Consider the following 19,784-nt stretch of genomic DNA (forward strand, 5'->3'; position numbering starts at 1 on the left):
TGTTTCCCTAGGTGACGAGGCCGAGGTTTCGGCGCATGCGAAGTGCCGCGGCCGAGATCAGCCGGTCGGCGATGATGGCGATGAAGGCGACTGCGAGCCCCGCGACGATGCCGCGGCCCGTGTCGGCCTTGGTGAGCGCGATGTAGACCTCCTGTCCGAGGTCGCGCGTGCCCACCAGGGCGGTGATGACCAGCATGGAGATCGCCAGCATGATGGTCTGGTTGATCCCCAGCATGATCTCCGGAAGGGCGAGCCTGAGCCTGATCTTGGTGAGCAGCTGGAACGGCGTGCAGCCCGCCGCGCGGCCCGCCTCCACGAGCCTGGGATCGACCTGCTGCAGTCCATAGGCCGTATAGCGGATGGCCGGCGCCAGCGCGTAGGCGATCACCGCGATCATGGCCGTAAAGTCGCCGACGCGGAACAGCATTACCACCGGCATCAGGTAGACGAAGGACGGCAGGGTCTGGAGCGTGTCGATGACCGCCTGCACGACGCGCCACACGCGCGGCCGCGTCGCCGCCCACATGCCGACCGGCATGCCGATCAGGAGCGCGCCAACCACCGAGATGCCGCAGAGATAGACGGTGGTCATCGCCTCTTCCCAGAGCCCCGACATGGCGACGAGCGTGGCGAGTGCGGCCACGAGTGCGGCGAGGCGCAGGCCGCCAAGGCTCCAGCCGGCGAGCGCCACCAGCAGCGTGACGCCGAGCCATGGCAGGCCGAGGAGGAAGCGCTTGAACGGAATCAGCACGTTCAGCAGCAGGGCATTCTTCACGGCCTCGAGCTGGTCGAAGAAGTTGACGTTGATCCACCGCACCACCTCGTCCCAGAAGGTGCCTGTCGAGAGCGCCCAGTCCTCCGGCCAGCGCTGCAAGGGCGCCGAGACGAGGCCGGCAAGGACGCTCACGGCGACGAGCGCGATGGCGACGGTAAGATAGGGATGGCGGGCGATCCAGCCGGCATCGTCGGCATGGACGTGCTGCCCGGCCCGCCGCGCCAGCGCCTGCGAGATGCGGTCGAGCAGGATGGCGAGCGCCACGATCGCGACGCCGGCTTCAAGGCCCGCGCCGATGTCGAGCCGTCGAAGGGCCGCCAGCACGTCGTAGCCGAGCCCGCCCGCGCCGATCATGGAGGCGATGATGACCATGTTGAGCGACAGCATGATGACCTGGTTGACGCCGACCATCAGGCCGGGCGTCGCCGCCGGCACCATGACGCGCCACGTCATCTGGCGGCGCGTGCAGCCCGTCATGCGGCCGAGATCGGAGATTTCCGACGGCACGCCGCGCAAGGCCACCACCGCCACACGCGTCATCGGTGGCATGGCGTAGATGATCGTCGCCACGATCGCCGAGACCGGGCCGAAGCCGAACAGGAACAGGATCGGCACCAGGTAGGCAAAGATCGGGATCGTCTGCATCAGGTCGAGTACCGGCGAGATCAGCCGCTCGAAGGCGCGCCAGCGCCACGCCGCGATGCCCAGAAGCAGCCCGCCCACCGCGCCGATAGGCACCGCCACGACGATGGAGGCGAGCGTCACCATCGCGCTGTCCCACTGGCCGAAGAGCAGGATGAAGCCGAGGCAGCCGAAGGCCAGACCCGCCAGCGACAGGCCGCCGGCGAACCATGCCGCGACGGTGAAGAGGGCGATGACGCCGATCCACGAGAGCGGCGGCGCGACCTGCACTGCCTGCGAGCCCTGTCCCGAAAGCAGACCCGTCGAGAGGAAGCCGAGCACGAGTCGGTACGGCGCTTCGACGAGCGAGGCGAGGAAGCGGGTGAGATCGGTGAAGGTGAAGAGGCCGAATGTTGCGTCGTCGACCAGCCAGCGCATGAAGGCACTGATCCAGCGCGCGAAGGGCGGCGTCCAGGCGCGCGGATACTCCTGCGCCCATGGCATCGCGGCGTCGGCAAAGGCCCAGAGCGCCGCAAACAGGCAGAGCCCGACGATCCAGACAACCAGGCGGTGCGACGGCGCCGCGGCATCGCGGCCGTCCGCTTCCAGTGCGCTCGCGGGGCCGGCGACGGACACCGGTCAGCCCCGCATCATGACGGCGGCGACCGTGTCGCGGTCGAGCGTCCCCACCGCCTGGCCGTCGGGCGATTTCACAAGGAGCCGCGTGCCCGTCTCGCCGAACAGCGGTGCGGCTTCCGCAACTGTCGCTGCGGCGGAGACTTCGCCGGCATAGCTGTCCGCGGCGACCGAGCCCGGAAGCCGGCTGGCGAGCGGACCGACCCGCAGCACCTTGGCCTTGGCGACGTTGCGGGTGAATTCCGACACATAGGAATCGGCCGGCGCCAGCACGATCTCCTCGGGCGTGCCGACCTGGACGACGGCGCCGTCCTTCATGATGGCGATGCGGTCCCCGAGACGGATCGCCTCGTCGAAATCGTGGGTGATGAAGACGATGGTCTTCTTCAGGACCGATTGCAGCCGCATGAACTCGTCCTGCATCTCGCGCCGGATAAGCGGATCGAGGGCGGAAAAGGGTTCGTCGAGGAACCAGAGCTCGGGCTCCACGGCGAGCGAGCGGGCGATGCCGACGCGCTGCTGCTGGCCGCCGGAAAGCTCTCGCGGAAAGAAGTGCTCGCGCCCGGAAAGGCCGACAAGTTCGATCATCTCGCGCGCCCGCGCCTCCCGCCGTGCCCGCGCGACCCCTTGGACTTCCAGAGGAAAGGCGACGTTGCCGAGCACGCTCATGTGCGGGAGCAGCGCGAAGTTCTGGAACACCATGCCCATCTGGTGGCGGCGGATCTCGATCATCCGCTTCTCGCTGGCGGCGAGCAGGTTCTCGCCGTTGAACAGGATCTCGCCCGCGCTCGGCTCCACCAGCCGCGACATGCAGCGCACCAGCGTCGATTTGCCGGACCCGGAGAGCCCCATGATGACGAAGCACTCGCCGGCATGGACGCCAAGGCTGACGTCCCGCACCGCCGGAATCGCGTCGCTGGCCGAAAGTTCTTCTTTGGTAATGGCGCGCGCGGAAATCAGGCGCGCGACGCGCTCCGCATCCGATCCGAAGAGTTTCCAGACCGACCGGCAGACCAGCTTGGCCGCGGCGTCCGGCGCCGTTGTCTCAGGCATGCTTCCGACGCGTTCTTTTCCACTGGACGCCGTATACTCGTCCGGAGCCGGCCGCCCGGCACGCGCCGGGTCGGCCGATTGTCCGGCCTGGCGAGAGCCTCAGTTGATCCAGCCGGACCAGCGGCTCTCGTTCTCGGTCATCCAGTTGGCCACGACGTCCTCGATGGACTCCCCGTCGAGGTCGACCTTGGTGATCAGGGCACCCATCTCGTCATTGTCGATGGTGAAAGCCTTGATCGCCTCGTAGGCGCCGGGCCACTTGTCCTTCACGCCGGCCCAGGCGACCTTCCAGATCTCGCCGAACGGCTTGCCGCAGTCGTAGGCCATGTCGGGGTTCGATCCCCAGGACGGATCGCCGTAGCACTCGGCGGTGTATTCGGGGAACTCGATCCACTCGCCCTCGTACTTGGCCGGCGCCCAGTGCGGGGCGTAGACCCAGAGAAGGATCGGCGCCTGGCGCTGGTAGGCGCTTTCGAGTTCGGCGAACAGCGCCGCGTCCGTTCCGGCATGGATCACCTCGAAAGGCAGGTCCAGCGCCTCGACGCGCTCGTCGTCGAAGCCGCCCCAGGTGACGGGTCCGCCGAGATAACGCCCCTTCGGCGCGGTCTCGGCCGTGGAGAAGGCCTCGGCGCAGGCTTCGTCCTTCAGTGCTTCCCAGCTGGGCAGGCCGGGACATTTGTCGGCCATGTAGGCGGGGTACCACCACTCCTCCTTGGCCTTCATGCCGGTCGGGCCGACATTCTCCACCTTGCCGGTGGCGGTGGCGGCGTCCATGGCCTCGCGGCCGGTCGTCTCCCACATCTCCATGGCGACATGCAGGTCGCCGCTTTCCAACCCCGCGAACTGGGCGAGATAATCCGCCTGCACGAGTTCGACGTTGTAGCCGGCCTTCTTCAGGATCTCGGCCATCAGGTTGGTGGTGATCAGCTGCCCGGTCCAGTCGTGCAGCGTGAGCTTGATCGGATCCGTGGATTCCGGCTCGGCCTGGGCCGGCGCGGAGGCCAGAGACAGCCCGCCCGCCACGAGCGCGGACGAGACGGCAAGTCTGAGCATTGTCCTGGAGAACATCGATCGTATCCCTCTTTGTCTTTGCATCGGCAACGACCCGGCTTCTTCGCGGCCGGATTCCCGTCTCATCGGTCAAGTGTGAAGTGCCGCAGCGTTAGCTGTCAACGGCAATGTGGGATTTGTTGGCTTTTGATTGGGGTTTTGTGGTTTTGCGAGTTGAATTGCCTATCGAAGCGGCACAAAATGCACATCGCGGAGGCCGTCCATGCAGTTCACACCGCGCCAGACCGAAATCATGCTCGCCGCCCGTCGCGACGGCGCTGCCAGCATCTCGGCGCTCGCCGCCAGCCTCGGCGTCTCGCTGGAGACGGTGCGACGGGACATCCGGCCGCTGGTCGACGACGGCCATCTGGTGAAGATGCACGGCGCCATCCAGCTTCCCGACCACGGTCGCGAGGCGCCCTTCGACCGGCGCATGCGCGAGAACGCCGTCGAGAAGCGGCGCATCGCCCACCACATAGCGGCCAGCATCCGCGACGGCGACAGCATCATGCTGGACACGGGCACGACTACGAGCATCCTGGCGCGCGAGCTTTCAGCCCGGCGCGAACTGACCATCGTGACCAATTCCTCCGACATCGCGCGCACGCTGGCGACGGTCAACGGCAACAAGGTCTTCATGGCCGGCGGCGAACTGCACGGCGACAACGGCGCGGCCTTCGGCCGGACGGCCATCGACTTCATCGCCCGGTTCCGCGTGCGCCACGCGATCATTTCCATCGGCGCCGTCGACGCCGCGCTCGGGCCGATGGACTATCTGCTCGAGGAAGCCGAGTTCGCACGCATGGCACTCCAGTGCGGTGAGCGCCGCATCATCGCCACCGACCACACCAAGTTCGGCCGCGCCGCGTTGGTGAAGGTCTGCGGCTTCGGCGACTTCGACCTCTTGGTCAGCGACCGTGCGCCGCCGGGCGAGATAGCGGAGGCGATCGAAGCGGCGGGGGCGACGTGGGAGGTAGCGGAGAGTTAGTCAGGGGAGCCAGGATAGCATTGATTCTCGTCGCCCAAAAGGCTATCTGTACGCTTTCAAGAAGTACGGAAACTCTAATGCCTCGCCCAGCAGTCGAAGACAACGCCCGGATGTCGATCCGCATCAAGCCCCGGGACAAGGCGACGATCATGCGCGCCTCGATGCTGGCGGAGACGGACATGACGGACTTCATCATACGGACTGCCGTGAAGGCGGCCGAGGAGTTGATCGAGAAGGCGGAAACCACTCTGCTGACAGAACGAGACAGCATCCGCGTCCTCGAGCTTCTGGAAAGCCCTCCGGAGCCGAACGAGAGAATGCGAGCTGCTGCCCGAGCTTTGCCGCTTAAGGAATGACACAGCTGGCGTGGCGCGAGGAACCGATCAGCAAATCGCACGACCGGGAGAACTTCGACTGCGGCGAACCACACTTGAACGACTATCTTCGCCGCCACGCCCGAAAAAATCACGAACGAGGTGCGTCCAAGACGTTTGTCGCCCTGTCGCGCGCAGACGAGAGGAAGATCGTCGGCTACTACAGCCTTAGCCCGGCTGCGCTCGCATTCCAGCGCACGCCCGAGATCATCAGGCGCGGCCTTGCCCGGTACGACGTACCAGGGTTCAGACTCGGCCGATTGGCCGTCGAGCGGGGGATGCAAGGGAACGGCCTGGGAGGACAATTGCTCCTTTCAGCGGCGCGTCGGTGCATCCTCGCTTCGTCGGAAGTGGGCGGCATCATTCTCCTGATCGACGCGAAGAACGAGCATGTCGCCGGGTGGTACGGCCGCTATGGCCCGATCGCGCTCGCGGACGAACCTTTGTCCCTCGTGCTTCCGCTGGCGCCGATCGCCATGCTGCTGCGGTCCGAGGGCAAGCTGTAGCTTTGATCCCTTCCGCTCAAAGCGCCGGATCGCCCACGATCTCGATCAAGCTCGGCCCGTCCGGCGCCGAGGCGCGCCTCAATGCGTCGCCGAGGCTCGTCAGGCTGTCGATGCGCTCGGCTTGCATGCCGTAGGCCTGCGCGGCGAGACAGAAATCCGGCGCCGAGGGCCTGACGCCGACCGGCGCGATGCCTGCTTCGACCATCGCGCTTTCGATCTCCTGGAAGCCGTTGTTGTTCCACACGACGAAGACCACTTTGGCCTTCTCGTCCATGGCCGTACCGAGCTCGGCCAGCACGAACTGCATGCCGCCGTCGCCAGCCAGGCACACGACCGGCACGTCGGGCCGGCCGAGCGCGGCGCCGATGGCGGCGGGCGGTCCGTAGCCGAGCGCGCCGTAGCCGGTCGCGGCATTGTACCAGCCTCCCGGCCGGTCGTGGTCGTAGAAGAGATTGCCGGCATAGATCGCCTGCGTGGAATCCCCGACGATGAACGCTCCCGGCATCGCCTCGCGGATCGCTTCCAGGGCACCGACATGCGTCCGGTAGCGGTCGCCGATTTCTTCCCAGGCGGCTTCGCGCGCGGCTTCCGCCCGCGCCGCGCCAGTCGATGGAGTATCGCTTGCATCCGAAGCATCTCCGGCCGAGCGGCTTCTCTCGATTGCCGCAGACAGGCTTTCGAGCGCTACTGACGCGTCAGCCTGGATCGCGATCTCCGCCGGCCGACGCGCCAGCTGTGCCGCGTCGATGTCGATCCGGACGAGGTTCTGGAGGTCCGGGAAGCCGCCGACCGCGTACATGTCGTAGTCGGTCGGCCCGAACTCGGTCCCGACCGCCAGAACCGCGTCGCTGTCCGCAAGCAGCGCCCGCACCGCCTTGAGGCTCGGGCTGGCAGGCACCAGCAGCGGTTGGGCGTGCATGATGCCGCGCGCGTTGGCGGTGGCGACCACCGGCGCGTCGAGGCGCTGAGCGATCCGCGCGACGAGGTCCGCCGCGCCTTTGGCGCCGCCGCCGATCAGGATCGCCGGCCGTTTCGCCTTCGCGAGCACTTTCGCCGCGCGGTCAATAGCATCCGGGTCCGGCAATACCGCGCCACCGCTATCCGCCACAGCGCCGTCCTCGGAACAGGGCAGCGACATCACGTCGGTCGGTATCTCGATGTGCACCGGCCCCGGCCGGCCGGAGGAGAACAGCGCGAAGGCGCGATCGATCGCGGGCGCCAGATCCTCCGGTGCCTCGATACGCTCCGACGACAGACAAAAACTGCGCATCAGCGCCCGCTGGTCGGGAAGTTCGTGCAGGTGGCCGAGCCCCTTGCCCAGCGTGGCGCGGGCGTTGACGCCCGAGATCGCGAGCACCGGCACGGAATCGGCGCGCGCCTGCGCCATCGCCGTCACGGCATTGGTGAGGCCCGGACCGGTGATCAGGAAGGCGACTCCCGGCTTGCCGGTGGCCCGCGCATAGCCGTCGGCCATGAAGCCCGCCGCCTGCTCGTGCCGCGGCGTGACGTGACGGATGCGCGAGGCGGCGAGGCCGCGGTAAAGCTCGATCGTGTGGACGCCGGGAATGCCGAAGACGATCTCGACGCCCCTCGCCTCGAGCAGCCCGACCAGCATCTCCCCGACGGTCTTCATGCGCATGCCTCTTGGTTGTCTGGAAAAGGTCGCGGTGCCCGCAGCCGCTTCACCGACCGTCCCCAGTCCTGTCACCGGCGCAGGATCGGGCGCGTCAGGCAGGTCGGACCGCCCTCGCAGGCGATGCACAGGGCATCCGCCTCGAAGGTCTTCACAGTGCAGCCGGCGGCTTCCATGGCGGCCTTGGTCTTCGGGAAGCCCGCGACCGCGATCACCTCGTGCGGCGCGGTCGGCAGCACGTTGAGCGACAGGCCGAGGCTCTTGGCGAATTCCTCCGGGTCGCCTTCCACCAGTTCGATGCCGCGCGCCTTCAGCATCTGCCAGAACGGCGCCGGCAGCAGCGGCGAATGGACCAGCGCGAGATCGTCGGCGAGCGGGCTGATGACGGACATCAGGTGCAGGCAGGCCTCCTCGCCCTGCCACAGCGGCAGGTCGTAGCCGAACACCGAAACCCCGATCGGCCCAAGGATGTTGGCGAGTTGCTGAATGCCCTTCTGGTTGGTGCGCACGCCGCGCCCGACCGCGAGCGTGTTGCGGTCGACCCAAACGCAGTCGCCGCCTTCCACCTGTCCCGCGCCCTCGACGCGCCCGAGGATCGGGATGCCGAGCCGGCGATAGGCGGCCTCGTGAAGCGCCGGCTCGTCGCGGCGCAGCGGCTTTCCCATGGAGAGGATGACGGCGCCGGCCTCGGTCATCAGCGACGGATCGTGCGTGAAGACGGAATCGGCCAGCCCGTCGTCGCCGTCATCCAGCCATTCGATTTCGGCACCCGTCTCCGCCACCAGCGCGGCGAGCCCGTCGTGCTGTGCGGCCGCCCTGGAATGGTCGAAGCCCGGACCGTAGTGCCATTTCGCCCGGTCCGCGCCGCGCATGGCACCCCTGGCGGAGCGCATCAGCACCCGCAGAAGCGGCGCCGCCATGGATTGAGACCCGATACCTTCCACGCCGCCGCCTCCCGGTTCTTGGCCACCGCCACGGTGGCGGTTCGTCCATACACGCTCGCCAAACGCGGCGGCAAGGGCCGCCATGGCTTCCGGGCCTGCCCGGTTGACGCCGTCGCGCAAACCGGTCCATCTTGGAACGAACAGGGGAACAAAGAGCGTGAACACACGCCTTGGCACGACGGGATCGGTGGGATCCGCCGCGGAATTGACGCGATGACGCAATCGCGCGCCGATGCAATGGCGGCGACGGCCGACGAACCGGCCGAGGCGATCCACATCGAGGACCTGCACAAGAAGTTCGGCCTGCTGCACGTGCTCAAGGGCGTCTCGCTGTCGGCGCGCGACGGCGGCGTCGTCGCGATCATCGGCGGCAGCGGCTCCGGCAAGTCGACGCTCCTGCGTTGCATCAACTGCCTGGAGAACCCGACCAGCGGCCTGATCCGCGTCAACGGCGAAGAGATCCGGCTAAAGGACGACGGTCACGGCGGCAAGATGCCGGCCGACCGGCGCCAGATCGAGCGCATCCGCTCGCGCCTTGGCATGGTCTTCCAGAGCTTCAACCTGTGGAGCCACATGACGCTGATCGAGAACGTCATCGAGGTTCCGGTGCACGTGCTGGGGGTGTCGAAGGCCGAAGCGACGGCGACCGGAGAGGCGCTGCTGGAGCGGGTCGGGCTCGCCGAGAAACGCGACGTCTACCCCGCCTTCCTCTCGGGCGGCCAGCAGCAGCGCGGCGCCATCGCCCGCGCGCTCGCCATCCAGCCGCGCGTGATGCTGTTCGACGAGCCGACCTCCGCGCTCGATCCCGAACTCGTCGGCGAAGTGCTGAAGGTGATCGGCGACCTGGCCCGGGAGGGCCGCACGATGGTCCTGGTGACCCACGAGATGAAGTTCGCCCGCGAGGTCGCGAGCCACGTGGTCTACCTCTACAACGGACTGGTCGAGGAAGAAGGCCCGCCCGACCAGCTCTTCGGCGCGCCGAAATCGGAGCGCCTGCAACAATTCCTCCGCACGGTCTCGTGAGGGAGGAGGAACACCGTGGAACGAACAACGCAAGAATGGAGTAGCACCATGAAATCCATCATGAAGCTTGCCGCCGGCGCCGTGATCTTCGGCGCGATGGCATTCGGGGCGCAGGCCCAGACCGTGAAGGTCGGCTTTTCGCCAGAGGCCTATCCGCCCTTCTGGTCGGCCGACGCCTCCGGCAACTGGACCGGTTGGGAAGTCGAGATCATCGAGGCCGTCTGCGCCGAGGCCAAGCTCGACTGCGAACTGACGCCGATCCCCTGGGACGGTCTCATTCCGGCGCTGACGACCAAGAAGATCGACGCGATCATGAACTCCATGTCGATCACCGCCGAGCGCGAGAAGTCGATCGCCTTTTCGGACAAATACTACAACACGCCGACCGCGATCGCGGGTCCCAAGGGCATGGATTTCGAGCCCACGGTCGAGGGACTTGAGGGCAAGATCATCGGCGTCCAGGTCTCCACCGTCCATTCGGCATACGTGAAGAAGCACTTCGCCGACGCGGTGGCCGAGATCAAGGAATACCAGACGCAGGACGAGGCGAACCAGGATCTCGCCGCCGGCCGCATCGATGCGACGCAGGCAGACGCCATCGCGCTCGACGCCTTCCTGAAGTCCGATCAGGGCCAGGCCTGCTGCGACCTGAAGGGCAACGTCGCGGAAGACCTGGAAATCCTCGGACCGGGCGTCGGCGCGGGCGTCCGCAAGGAGGACACCGAGCTCAAGGAGAAGCTCAACGCCGCCATCGCGGCCATCCGGGAGAACGGCACCTACGACGAGATCACCAAGAAGTACTTCGACTTCGACGTCTACGGCGGCTGATGTCCGGCCAGGCCGAATGACGGCCTGACATGCCCATGACGGTGCCCGCTCCCAGCTGCCCACAGGCCAGCGACCGGGGCGGGCACCGGCCCCGGCTCCACGTACGCTAAGGGAGACCTCCGCCGATCGAAACGCTCCTCCTCCCCCTCGCGCAGACCTCCACCTTCGACCTTCTGGCCCTGCAGCCGCCCGGCTGGGGCGGAAACCTTCTCTACGGGCTGCTCAACTCCGTCATCATCGCGGTGGGCGCGTTCGGCTTCGGGCTGATCATCGGGGTCGGCGGCGCCTACGGAAAGCTCTATGGCGGCCCGGTGATCCGCGATCTCCTGGAGGTCTACACGACCATCGTGCGGGCAATCCCCGAACTGGTGCTGATCCTGCTCCTCTATTTCGCCGGCACGGACCTGATCAATCGCGCGCTCGACGCCTTCGGCTACGAACCGATCGACATCAACGGACTGGTGGCAGGCATCTGGGTCCTGGCCTTCGTGCAGGGTGCCTATTCGACCGAGGTGATCCGCGGCGCCATCCTGGCGATCCCGCAGGGCCAGATCGAAGCGGCGCGCGCCTACGGCATGTCGCCTGGGATGCTGCTCCGCCGTATCACCATTCCCGCCATGCTGCCCTTCGCCATTCCGGGCCTCGCGAACCTGTGGCTCATCGCCACCAAGGACACCGCGCTGCTCGCCATCGTCGGCTTCAACGAATTGACGCAGCAGACCCGCACTGCGGCCGGCGCCACCAAGGCCTATTTCACCTTCTTCATGGCGGCGGGCGTGCTCTATCTGCTCTTGAGCCTCTTCTCCAATGTCATCATCGGCCGCATCGAGCGCTGGGCGCGGCGCGGCATGCCCGCCGCCGGAGGTGCCGGCTGATGGCCAACGTCGCCGAGATCACCCCCGACGAATTGCCCTCGCGGCGACGTTGGCTGCAGCCGCACCGGGCGATCATGATCGCGGTGGCGGTCGGCCTCGTGCTCTTCGCCGCCTTCACCATGCGGTGGGACTGGATCGAGGACTACTGGCGGCTGGCGATCGAGGGCATGTGGCGCACGATCTGGATCCTCGTCGTCACCTGCATCCTCGGCTTCATGTTCGCGATACCGCTCGGTCTCGTGCAGGTGACCGGCCCGCGATACCTCGCGATCCCGGCGCGGGCGTTCTGCACCGTCATCAGGGGCACGCCGCTGCTGCTACAGCTGTGGCTGCTCTATTACGGCCTCGGCTCGCTGTTTCCGCAGTTTCCGTGGATCCGCGGCTCGGACCTGTGGCCCTACCTGCGCCAGGCATGGCCTTACGCGGTGCTGTCGCTGACCATCTCCTTCGCCGCCTACGAAGGCGAAGTCATGCGCGGCGCCTTCGCGGGGGTTCCGCGCGGCCAGCTGGAATCCGCCCGTGCCTTCGGCATGAGCCGCTGGAAGATCTTTCGTCGTATCTGGCTGCCGCAGGCGATCCACCGCGCCCTGCCGACGCTGGCGGGAGAGACCGTGCTGCAGCTCAAGGCCACGCCACTGGTGGCGACCATCACCGTGATCGACATCTTCGCGGTGGCAAGCCGCGTGCGCCAGGAAACCTTCATCGTCTACGAGCCGCTGCTCATCCTGGCGCTGATCTATCTTGCCATCACCGGCGTGATCGTCTTTGCATTCCGCAAGCTGGAAAGCCGGATTCCCTCGCGACTCGGCTGAGCGGACCATTCTCGAACCGGAGCGCAACATTGGCATTCGATCTGATCGTCAAGGGCGGGACGCTGCCCGATGGGGCCGTCGCGGACATCGCCATATCGGGGGACCGGATCGCCGCGATCGAACCGTCGATCGAGGCGGAGGCCGCCCGCGTCGTCGATGCTTCGGGCAACCTCGTCTCCCCGCCCTTCGTCGATCCGCATTTCCACATGGATGCGACGCTCTCCTACGGCATTCCGCGCATCAACGCGTCGGGCACCCTGCTGGAAGGCATCTCGCTGTGGGGCGAGCTGAAGCCGCTGCTCACCCATGAGGCCGTAAAGGAACGGGCGCTCGCCTATTGCGACTGGGCGGTCTCGATGGGGCTGCTCGCCATCCGCAGCCATGTCGACGTGTGCGACGACCGGCTGCTGGCGGTCGAGGCGCTGCTCGCGGTGAAGAAGGAGATCGAACCGTATATCGACCTGCAGCTCGTCGCCTTCCCGCAGGATGGGCTTTACCGCTCGCCGACGGCGCGCGAAAACACCATCCGCGCGCTGGACATGGGGGTCGACGTGGTCGGCGGCATCCCGCATTTCGAGCGTACCATGGCCGACGGCACGCGCTCCGTCACCGAACTGTGCGAGATCGCGGCCGAACGCGGGCTGATGGTCGACATGCATTGCGACGAGACCGACGATCCGATGTCGCGTCACATCGAGCAACTCGCCTACGAGACGCAGCGCCTTGGGCTGCACGGCCGCGTCAACGGTTCGCATCTGACGTCGATGCACTCGATGGACAACTACTACGTCTCCAAGCTCCTGCCGCTGATCGCGGAGGCTGAGGTGTCGGCGATCCCCAACCCGCTGATCAACATTATGCTCCAGGGCCGCCACGACACCTTCCCCAAGCGGCGCGGCATGACCCGGGTCAAGGAGATGCTGGCGATGGGCATCCGCGTCGGCTTCGGCCAGGACTGCTGCCTCGACCCTTGGTATTCGCTCGGGGCCGCCGACATGCTCGACGTCGCCCATATGGGCCTGCACGTGGCGCAGATGTCGAGCCCAGCGGAGATGCGCAAGTGCTTCGACATGGTGACGACCGAGAGCGCGGCCATCATGGGGCTGGAGGACTACGGCCTGGAGTTGGGCAAGGCGGCCAGCCTCGTAGTGCTGGAGGCGGGCGATCCGATCGAGGCCGTGAGGCTGCGCGCGGCCCGGCTCGCGGTGGTGGCGAAGGGCAAGGTCGTGGCAGAGCGCCCCTCCTCCGCTGCCCAACTGTCGCTGCCGGGACGGCCGGCGAGCGTCGATCGCCGGCACAGGATCTGACGACCCCTCCCATGGCGACGCTGTAGCGACGGTCGTTTCAGGCAATCAGGTCGGCATCTTTCAGAGGATTGGCGAAATGCCAGTCGACCAGCTGCGGCATGTGTCCGGCGACGTTGATGCCGGCGAGCGCCGCGTCGCGGATGATGACCGGCCGGGCGATCTCGGGCTGCTCTTCGGTCGCCATGTGGGCGCGGATGCGTTCTTCCGCCTCGCCCGCCGACATCGGCAGCCGGAACCGCGTCGTAAGCACCGTGCCGGTGTCGAGCGCCAGGACGCGGTAGCCGGGCTCGTGCGGCAGTCCATCTATCGAGAGCCCCGTCTCCTCGGCCACCTCGCGTCGCATGTTGCCGACGATGTCGATCTCGCCATCTGCGACGTCGTCGGGCTCGAAGGAGCCGGAGGGGAAGTAGACCTTGCCGGCGCTGACCGTGTGCGCCCCCATCTCGATGGCGACCAGCGCGCCGTCGGTCGTCACCAGCACGGCGTTGGCGAAGACATGGCGCATGTCCTGCTTGTCGCTCTCTTTGCGCCAGTGCATGAAAGTCGCGAACCGCGCCGCGTGTGCCTCGCCCTCGAAGCGGCCGCGTGTCGTCTCGAGGCGCGAGAACACCAGCACGCGCCCGTCGAACAGATGCGGGTTCGCCGCGGTCTCGCGCTGCCAGTTCGCCTCGATCGCGGCGGCATTGCGCGCCTCGTAAGGATGCGGCGCCGGGTCGACGCGCAGCCGCGCGTCGGCGACATCCACCAGTCGGTTCATGGCGAGCGTGAAGGCCACGGGCGCGTCAGACCATGTCGAGGGTGATGGCGACCGGACAGTGGTCCGACGCCTTGGGCCGGTCCCAGCCGGTGCGCGGGAAGCGCTCCACCTTCTGGCCGGGTGGGAAGATGGTGCGGTGCGGCTGGCCGTTGCGCACGATGTCGGGCATCTGCGCGGCATTGGTGCGCGCCAGCGCCGGCGACAGCAGGATGTAATCGAGCTGGCACAGATGCCGCTCCTGCGGGCCGCGCGTGTGATAGAGCGTCCAGCGATCGAGTTCGGGACGCCGCTGCACGACGTTCTCGGAAAAGCCGTCGCCGGTGAGAACGTGGACCGAGCTTTCCATTTCGGCGGCCGGTCGGAAGTCGTAGCCGGTCTCCTCGTCGCCTTCGATCACGACGCGCTCGGCATAATCGTTGAGGTCGCCGCAGATCACCCACCGCTTGTCGGCCGCATGGTCCTTGCCGAAGCGCTCCTCGATGATGCGGCGCGTGGCCTTCGCCTCGGCGATGCGGATCGGCATCGTCGCCTCGCGGCCGGTGAGCCCGTTGCGCGGGCTGCCCATGGACTTGAAATGCAACGCGTAGATTGTCAGCGGCCTGCCGCCGATCCTCACGTCCACCTCCAGGCAGTCGCGGCGGAAGATGCGCTCGTTGCCGGCATTGCCGGTGTCGGCGAGTTCGGGCGTGTGCAGGCCGAAATCGTCGTAGGTGACGTGGGCGTGGCTGGTCATGCGCACGAACTCGATCGGCTCGCCGTGGCGGGTCTCCTCGCGCATCAGCACGGCGACGTCGATGCCGCGGCTGTCGTTTCCCGCCGTCATGTATTTGTGCCGGTAGCCCTGCCCCATCATCTTGAACAGGTAGCCGTATTCGAAGGCCTTCAGCGATTCGAGGTTGTCGACCTCCTGAAGGCACAGGATGTCGGCGCGCGTCCTGGCGATGGCGAGGGCGGAAAGCTGGCGCGTGTCGTCGGTGTGGGCGATGGTGCGGGCCCGCTCCAGTTCGCGGTACTCCGCCTCGTTCTCGACGTTGAACATCGCCACGGCCCGGTCGCGCCACAGCTCGTTGCGGTAACCGCCGAAATCGAAGCGGTTCATGAGATTTTCGATGTTGAACGTGGCGATGCGGACCGACATGGGCGCGATGTTTGCCCCGCCCGCCGCCGAATGACAAGGCGCGGACGGGAACGAGCGGGCTCCTGCGCCGTTCAGACGCCGTTCAGGTCGCGGGGCGTATTCGTTGCATCCACAGGCCCACGAGCCTCGTTTTCCCGATGGAGACACGCATGCACAAGAAGCTTTCGGCGGTCGCCGCGCTGGCCGCTCTGACGATCTCCGCTTTCGCCGCCGTACCGGCCTTGGCCGACGAGAGGTCCTGGCAAAACCCCGGCCCGACGGTCACCGACTCCGCTCCTGTGGGCTGGGTCGACGATTGTGCCGGCCGCGGCGGCGGCACCGACTGCCCGACCGAGGTCAACCGAAACCCCAACCGCTACGGCGACGGCGGGCACTATCGCGATGACCGCCACTACCGCGACGATCGCCGCCAGTATCGCGGCGATCACCGCTTCGAGCGGCGCAATTGGGAGCGGCGCCACTGGGAGCCGCGCCACGAGCGCCGCTGGGAGCGCCCGCGCATAGGCATCCAGATCGTCCCCGAATACCGGCCGCGCTACCGCCATGCGCCGGATGTCGGCCTGTCGCGCGCGCATGTGAACTGGTGCGAGAACCGCTACCGCTCGTATCGCGCCTGGGACAACACCTTCCAGCCCTACAACGGCCCGCGCCAGCAGTGCTGGTCGCCCTACAGCTGATCGCATTTGCGACGAAACGAACGAAGGGCGGTGCCGTCGGCACCGCCCTTCGTGCATCTGCGCGCGCCTGGCACAGGTTCGCGATTAATTAGGCAAAGGTCGACCGGCCGGCCCCACGCCACCGGCCGGTCGACCCGCCCCCACCGACCTCTTCGAACAGCTACCGGATGCGCACGCCGATCTCGCGCGGGCTGCGCCAGCACACCACCGCCTCGCGGGGCTCTCCGCCGGAAATGCGCAGCGAGAATTTCGGCGGAACGGCCAGCGTGTCGCCGAAGGCGAGCTTGGCCCCGTCGGCCGAAAGATTGCGCACCACGCATTCGACGGCGCCATAGCCGCGGTTGAAGGAAATGGACGCGCCCTTGAACGCGCGCTGGCGCACCGCGCCACGCCGGTCCGCGAACACCTCGCCATCGATGGCAATCGATTTCTCAGTGATCGGCATCATCTCGGTTCTCCTCGATCAGGTGGGAGGAACGATGCGAAGATCGTGCCAGAGAAGTGTGCCGGGATGGGACGCCCGCGCTTATGGGATCAGGTTTCGTGCCTGAGAAAGGTCGAAATCAGCGCCAGTCGGGACGATTTGAACTCCTCGGGGGTCCACCCGCAATCGACCACGAGGGACCGCCAGGCCCTGAGATGGCATATCTCCCATACGACATGCGCGGTCCGATCGGGATCCGCTCCCTCTCGAAGCAGACCAAGCCTGGCCATGCTACGTAGCCTCGCAACAAGACCATTCCTGAACAGGACGATCATACGGTCCTCGATCGCCGCTTTGGCTTCCGCATCCGTAATCGCAGCTGCGTCGAGCAGGATCGCTACGGGATAGACATCCGGAAGATAGTCGATCCAGGCGGAGACGACGTCCAGAAGCTGACCGGCATCCGTGCGCCTCTCACTCGCCACCTCAACGAGTCGCGCCAGGCGCGGCGACTGCTGATCCCGGTGGCGCGCCATCGCGGTAAGCAGGCCGGTCCGGTCTCCAAACGCGTAGAAGATGCTCTGGCGGGAAACACCTGCCTCCGCCGCAATTGCCGCTTGACCGATGTCCACCCTCCCTTCGCGCTCAATGAGCCTCCATGCAGCTTCCAGGATGGCGGCCCGTGTCGGCTCGGAGATCGATCTCGCCATTTTACACGCGTAAACCTTCCTGCTATTTTACGCATGTTAACCCACGCGGGAGTATTCGCAATGCCTACCGAAACCGCAGTGCTTTTTCATATCGCCGTCGGCACCGTCTGCGTCATCTTCTATTGGGCGACCTTCCTCCAGAAAAAGGGAAGCCAGCGCCACCGGCGCAACGGCAAAGTGTTCCTTGTCGCGCTGCTCGCCGTGCTCGCAACGGTGGGTGGTGTGCTGTTTCTGTCAGGCGGTCGTTCGCGCCCGAGAGGATCGTGCAGTTCGCCTATCTCACCCTGTGCGTGGTGACCGTTGCAGGCACGGCGTTCTTGGCCATACGCCTGAAGCACGACCTCGAGCGCTTCCGCGGGCTCTGGTTCAAGGTTCTGGGTATCCTGGCCTTCGCCATGGGCGCCGCCGTGCTCGCCGCCGGCATCGCGACCAGCGATCCGATGCCTGCGTTGTTCTCGGTGATCGGGCTGCTTTACGGCGGGGCAATGATCCGTTTCGCCTACATGAACGCGCCGGTCCATGCGAACTGGTCGCTGATATGGCACCTGAACGGGATGACGTTTTTGTTCAACGCGGTGCACGGCACCTTGCTGGCCGTGCTCTGGCGCTGGCTCGTCGATCCCTCGGCAGGCGTCGAGCTCAACCTGGCCACGCAGATCGGTACGATGCTCGGGTCTCTGGCGCTGCGCCTCTGGTTCGGCGCGCGGTACAATGCGCCGCTCAGGCTGACTGCTCGCCGTTCCGCCCTTGCGCCTGCGTGACGGAAGCAGTCCTGCCGCCACGCCCTGTAGCTGCACGGAGGCCGGGTGCGCGATGCTGCCCGGCCTCCGCGGAGAGCCTTAGTTCTTCGTCTTGTCGACCAACTTGTTGGCCGAGATCCAAGGCATCATGCCGCGCAGCTTCTCGCCGACCTGTTCGATCTGGTGGCCGTCGTTCATGCGGCGGATGCCCTTGAAGCGGGCCATGCCGGAGCGGTATTCCTGCATCCATTCGGACGTGAACTTGCCGGTCTGGATGTCCTTCAGCACCCGCTTCATCTCGGCCTTGGTCTCGGCGGTGATGATGCGAGGGCCCGACACGTATTCGCCCCACTCGGCGGTGTTGGAGATCGAGTAGTTCATGTTGGCGATGCCGCCTTCGTAGATCAGGTCGACGATCAGCTTCACCTCGTGCAGGCACTCGAAATAGGCCATCTCGGGAGCATAGCCGGCTTCCACCAGCGTCTCGAAGCCGGCGCGGATCAGTTCGACCAGGCCGCCGCACAGCACCACCTGCTCGCCGAACAGGTCGGTCTCGCATTCCTCGCGGAAATTGGTCTCGATGATGCCCGAACGGCCGCCGCCGACGCCGCAAGCGTAGGAAAGCGCGAGGTCGAGCGCGTTGCCCGACGGGTCCTGGTTGACTGCGACCAGGCACGGCACGCCGCCGCCCTTCTGGTATTCGCCGCGCACCGTGTGGCCGGGCCCCTTGGGCGCGATCATCAGCACGTCGACGGAGGCCTTCGGCTCGATGAGGCCGAAATGCACGTTGAGACCATGCGCGAAGGCGATCGCCGCGCCGTCGCGGATGTTGGGGGCGATCTCGTTTTTGTAGATGTCGGCCTGCAGCTCGTCGGGAGTGGCCATCATCATCAGGTCGGCCCACTTGGCAACCTCGGCGACGGTCATCACCTTGAGCCCGTCGGCCTCGACCTTCTTCGCCGTCGCCGAGCCTTCCTTGAGACCGACGGCGATCTCCTTGACGCCGGAATCCTTCAGGTTGAGCGCATGCGCCCGGCCCTGGGAGCCGTACCCGATGATGGCGACCTTCTTGCCCTTGATGAGATTGAGATCGGCATCGCGATCGTAATAGACACGCATTTCAGAGGTTTCCTTCCTTTGGTTGATTCAGATTGAGAAGATGACGGAGCCGGGAGCACGGCGGGTCCTCGGGACGAACCCGAAGATGACGGCGGTACGTTGACGAGCGTGGGACGTTCACTTGACGCCCCCGTAGAGCCGCAGGAACTGGCCGACCGCGCGGTGGGCGTCGGCGGCGATTTCGGCCCTGGACTGGGCGAGCCCGTCGCCCAAAAGCAGCCGAACCTGCACGTCGCGGCCGACGAGGCCGAAGAAGGTGCGAAACGTCACTTCGGCGTCGTCGAAGGCAAGCAGGCCGGCCTCGCGCGCGGCTTCGAGCAGTGGCTTCAGCCGTTCGCCGATGGCGAAGCGGCCGTTGGACAGAACGATGCGGCCGAGATCGCTGCGGCCCGAGCCGGCATGGCCGATCGCCACGCGGTTGAGCGCGATCGAGGTCTTGGACGAGATCACCGTCAGCCAGTTGGCGGCGAAGGCCTCCAGGCTCTCGGCGAGCGCCTCGGCGTCGAGGTGCTGGCGGTCCCAGTTGCCCGCCCTCACCTTCGAGGCCTGCCAGCGCACGGTCGCCGTCAAGAGCCCGTCGCGGTCGCCGAACCACTTGTAGAGCGTTTCCTTCGAACATGAGGCGCGCCGCGCCACCGCTGTCATGGTCAGCGCATCGCGACCTTCCACGAGCAGTTCCAGGACGGCGTCGAGCACCTCCCGCTGGCGGGGCGAAAATTCGGTATCGGGCTCGGCGGCGGCGTCCATGCGGCGCCTGTACCGTACCGTACGTTACGGCGTCAAGCGGCTTGGCG

General features: G+C 66.6%; 22 protein-coding genes. 11 read left to right on the top strand and 11 right to left on the bottom strand.

What is annotated here, in order from left to right; translation table 11 throughout:
- Positions 1–7: 7 nt before the first annotated feature.
- The 3 genes from BSQ44_RS15885 to BSQ44_RS15895 form a co-directional block, all read right to left on the bottom strand.
- The gene (locus BSQ44_RS15885) at positions 8–2,032 is read right to left on the bottom strand and encodes an ABC transporter permease (protein ID WP_072605885.1); all 2,025 of its coding nucleotides are present in this window, start codon (positions 2,030–2,032) and stop codon (positions 8–10) included.
- A 3-nt stretch (positions 2,033–2,035) separates the two neighbouring features.
- On the bottom strand, positions 2,036–3,085 hold the full coding sequence (locus tag BSQ44_RS15890) for a quaternary amine ABC transporter ATP-binding protein (protein ID WP_072605887.1): 1,050 nt from the start codon (positions 3,083–3,085) through the stop codon (positions 2,036–2,038).
- Positions 3,086–3,184: 99 nt separating this feature from the next.
- Positions 3,185–4,153 (bottom strand): ABC transporter substrate-binding protein, encoded by a 969-nt coding sequence (locus tag BSQ44_RS15895; RefSeq protein WP_235633248.1) that lies wholly within the window; start codon positions 4,151–4,153, stop codon positions 3,185–3,187.
- 205 nt (positions 4,154–4,358) lie between these two features.
- Here BSQ44_RS15895 and BSQ44_RS15900 point away from each other — a divergent pair, with 205 nt between their 5' ends.
- From BSQ44_RS15900 to BSQ44_RS15910, 3 genes are all read left to right on the top strand, one after another.
- Positions 4,359–5,123 (top strand): DeoR/GlpR family DNA-binding transcription regulator, encoded by a 765-nt coding sequence (locus tag BSQ44_RS15900; protein WP_072605889.1) that lies wholly within the window; start codon positions 4,359–4,361, stop codon positions 5,121–5,123.
- Positions 5,124–5,200: 77 nt separating this feature from the next.
- Positions 5,201–5,479, top strand: coding sequence for a type II toxin-antitoxin system TacA family antitoxin (locus tag BSQ44_RS15905; RefSeq protein WP_072605891.1), 279 nt, complete (start codon positions 5,201–5,203; stop codon positions 5,477–5,479).
- Positions 5,476–6,003: a GNAT family N-acetyltransferase gene (locus tag BSQ44_RS15910; protein WP_072605893.1), complete on the top strand. Its 528-nt coding sequence runs from the start codon at positions 5,476–5,478 to the stop codon at positions 6,001–6,003. The genes BSQ44_RS15905 and BSQ44_RS15910 overlap by 4 nt, the downstream gene beginning before the upstream one ends.
- Positions 6,004–6,019: 16 nt before the next feature.
- Here the strand turns inward: BSQ44_RS15910 and BSQ44_RS15915 are convergent, their stop codons facing one another.
- Both BSQ44_RS15915 and BSQ44_RS15920 read right to left on the bottom strand, forming a co-directional pair.
- Positions 6,020–7,636, bottom strand: a complete 1,617-nt coding sequence (locus BSQ44_RS15915; protein WP_072608105.1) for a 5-guanidino-2-oxopentanoate decarboxylase — start codon at positions 7,634–7,636, stop codon at positions 6,020–6,022.
- A 71-nt stretch (positions 7,637–7,707) separates the two neighbouring features.
- A complete protein-coding gene (locus BSQ44_RS15920; protein WP_114580077.1) occupies positions 7,708–8,580 on the bottom strand; it encodes a dimethylarginine dimethylaminohydrolase family protein in 873 nt (290 codons plus the stop codon).
- A gap of 213 nt (positions 8,581–8,793) precedes the next feature.
- On the opposite strand from BSQ44_RS15920, the gene BSQ44_RS15925 reads away from it, so the two are divergent.
- The 5 genes from BSQ44_RS15925 (at position 8,794) to BSQ44_RS15945 (ending at position 13,425) form a co-directional block, all read left to right on the top strand.
- Positions 8,794–9,603, top strand: coding sequence for an ABC transporter ATP-binding protein (locus BSQ44_RS15925; protein ID WP_072605897.1), 810 nt, complete (start codon positions 8,794–8,796; stop codon positions 9,601–9,603).
- Positions 9,604–9,651: 48 nt separating this feature from the next.
- Positions 9,652–10,431 (top strand): transporter substrate-binding domain-containing protein, encoded by a 780-nt coding sequence (locus BSQ44_RS15930; protein ID WP_072605899.1) that lies wholly within the window; start codon positions 9,652–9,654, stop codon positions 10,429–10,431.
- Positions 10,432–10,604: 173 nt separating this feature from the next.
- Positions 10,605–11,306 carry an ABC transporter permease gene (locus BSQ44_RS15935; RefSeq protein ID WP_235633433.1) on the top strand — a complete coding sequence of 234 codons (702 nt, stop codon included), beginning with the start codon at positions 10,605–10,607 and terminating at the stop codon, positions 11,304–11,306.
- Complete coding sequence (locus BSQ44_RS15940; protein ID WP_072605903.1) at positions 11,306–12,118, top strand: ABC transporter permease; 813 nt, start codon at positions 11,306–11,308, stop codon at positions 12,116–12,118. Before BSQ44_RS15935 ends, BSQ44_RS15940 begins: the two co-directional genes overlap by 1 nt.
- A gap of 29 nt (positions 12,119–12,147) precedes the next feature.
- Positions 12,148–13,425, top strand: coding sequence for an amidohydrolase family protein (locus tag BSQ44_RS15945; protein WP_072605905.1), 1,278 nt, complete (start codon positions 12,148–12,150; stop codon positions 13,423–13,425).
- Between the two features lie 37 nt (positions 13,426–13,462).
- Here the strand turns inward: BSQ44_RS15945 and BSQ44_RS15950 are convergent, their stop codons facing one another.
- Together BSQ44_RS15950 and BSQ44_RS15955 are read right to left on the bottom strand one after the other, a co-directional pair.
- A complete protein-coding gene (locus BSQ44_RS15950; RefSeq protein WP_072605907.1) occupies positions 13,463–14,200 on the bottom strand; it encodes a hypothetical protein in 738 nt (245 codons plus the stop codon).
- A gap of 7 nt (positions 14,201–14,207) precedes the next feature.
- Positions 14,208–15,320 carry an endonuclease/exonuclease/phosphatase family protein gene (locus BSQ44_RS15955; protein ID WP_072605909.1) on the bottom strand — a complete coding sequence of 371 codons (1,113 nt, stop codon included), beginning with the start codon at positions 15,318–15,320 and terminating at the stop codon, positions 14,208–14,210.
- A gap of 149 nt (positions 15,321–15,469) precedes the next feature.
- On the opposite strand from BSQ44_RS15955, the gene BSQ44_RS26610 reads away from it, so the two are divergent.
- A complete protein-coding gene (locus BSQ44_RS26610) occupies positions 15,470–15,997 on the top strand; it encodes a BA14K family protein (protein WP_235633249.1) in 528 nt (175 codons plus the stop codon).
- Between the two features lie 160 nt (positions 15,998–16,157).
- Here the strand turns inward: BSQ44_RS26610 and BSQ44_RS15965 are convergent, their stop codons facing one another.
- Together BSQ44_RS15965 and BSQ44_RS15970 are read right to left on the bottom strand one after the other, a co-directional pair.
- On the bottom strand, positions 16,158–16,445 hold the full coding sequence (locus BSQ44_RS15965) for a PilZ domain-containing protein (RefSeq protein WP_083534776.1): 288 nt from the start codon (positions 16,443–16,445) through the stop codon (positions 16,158–16,160).
- Between the two features lie 86 nt (positions 16,446–16,531).
- Positions 16,532–17,053, bottom strand: a complete 522-nt coding sequence (locus BSQ44_RS15970) for a TetR/AcrR family transcriptional regulator (RefSeq protein WP_235633250.1) — start codon at positions 17,051–17,053, stop codon at positions 16,532–16,534.
- A gap of 138 nt (positions 17,054–17,191) precedes the next feature.
- Here BSQ44_RS15970 and BSQ44_RS26920 point away from each other — a divergent pair, with 138 nt between their 5' ends.
- Entirely contained in the window at positions 17,192–17,428 is a 237-nt protein-coding gene (locus BSQ44_RS26920) for a hypothetical protein (protein ID WP_157894612.1), read from the top strand.
- Positions 17,395–17,892: a hypothetical protein gene (locus BSQ44_RS15975; RefSeq protein ID WP_072605913.1), complete on the top strand. Its 498-nt coding sequence runs from the start codon at positions 17,395–17,397 to the stop codon at positions 17,890–17,892. Before BSQ44_RS26920 ends, BSQ44_RS15975 begins: the two co-directional genes overlap by 34 nt.
- Before the next feature lie 78 nt (positions 17,893–17,970).
- Here the strand turns inward: BSQ44_RS15975 and ilvC are convergent, their stop codons facing one another.
- Positions 17,971–18,990: a ketol-acid reductoisomerase gene (gene ilvC / locus BSQ44_RS15980; RefSeq protein WP_072605916.1), complete on the bottom strand. Its 1,020-nt coding sequence runs from the start codon at positions 18,988–18,990 to the stop codon at positions 17,971–17,973.
- Between the two features lie 117 nt (positions 18,991–19,107).
- Positions 19,108–19,737, bottom strand: a complete 630-nt coding sequence (locus BSQ44_RS15985; protein WP_072605918.1) for a TetR/AcrR family transcriptional regulator C-terminal domain-containing protein — start codon at positions 19,735–19,737, stop codon at positions 19,108–19,110.
- Positions 19,738–19,784 lie beyond the last annotated feature (47 nt).

The sequence above is a fragment of the Aquibium oceanicum genome (assembly GCF_001889605.1).
In the GTDB taxonomy this organism is placed as follows: Bacteria; Pseudomonadota; Alphaproteobacteria; order Rhizobiales; family Rhizobiaceae; genus Aquibium; species Aquibium oceanicum.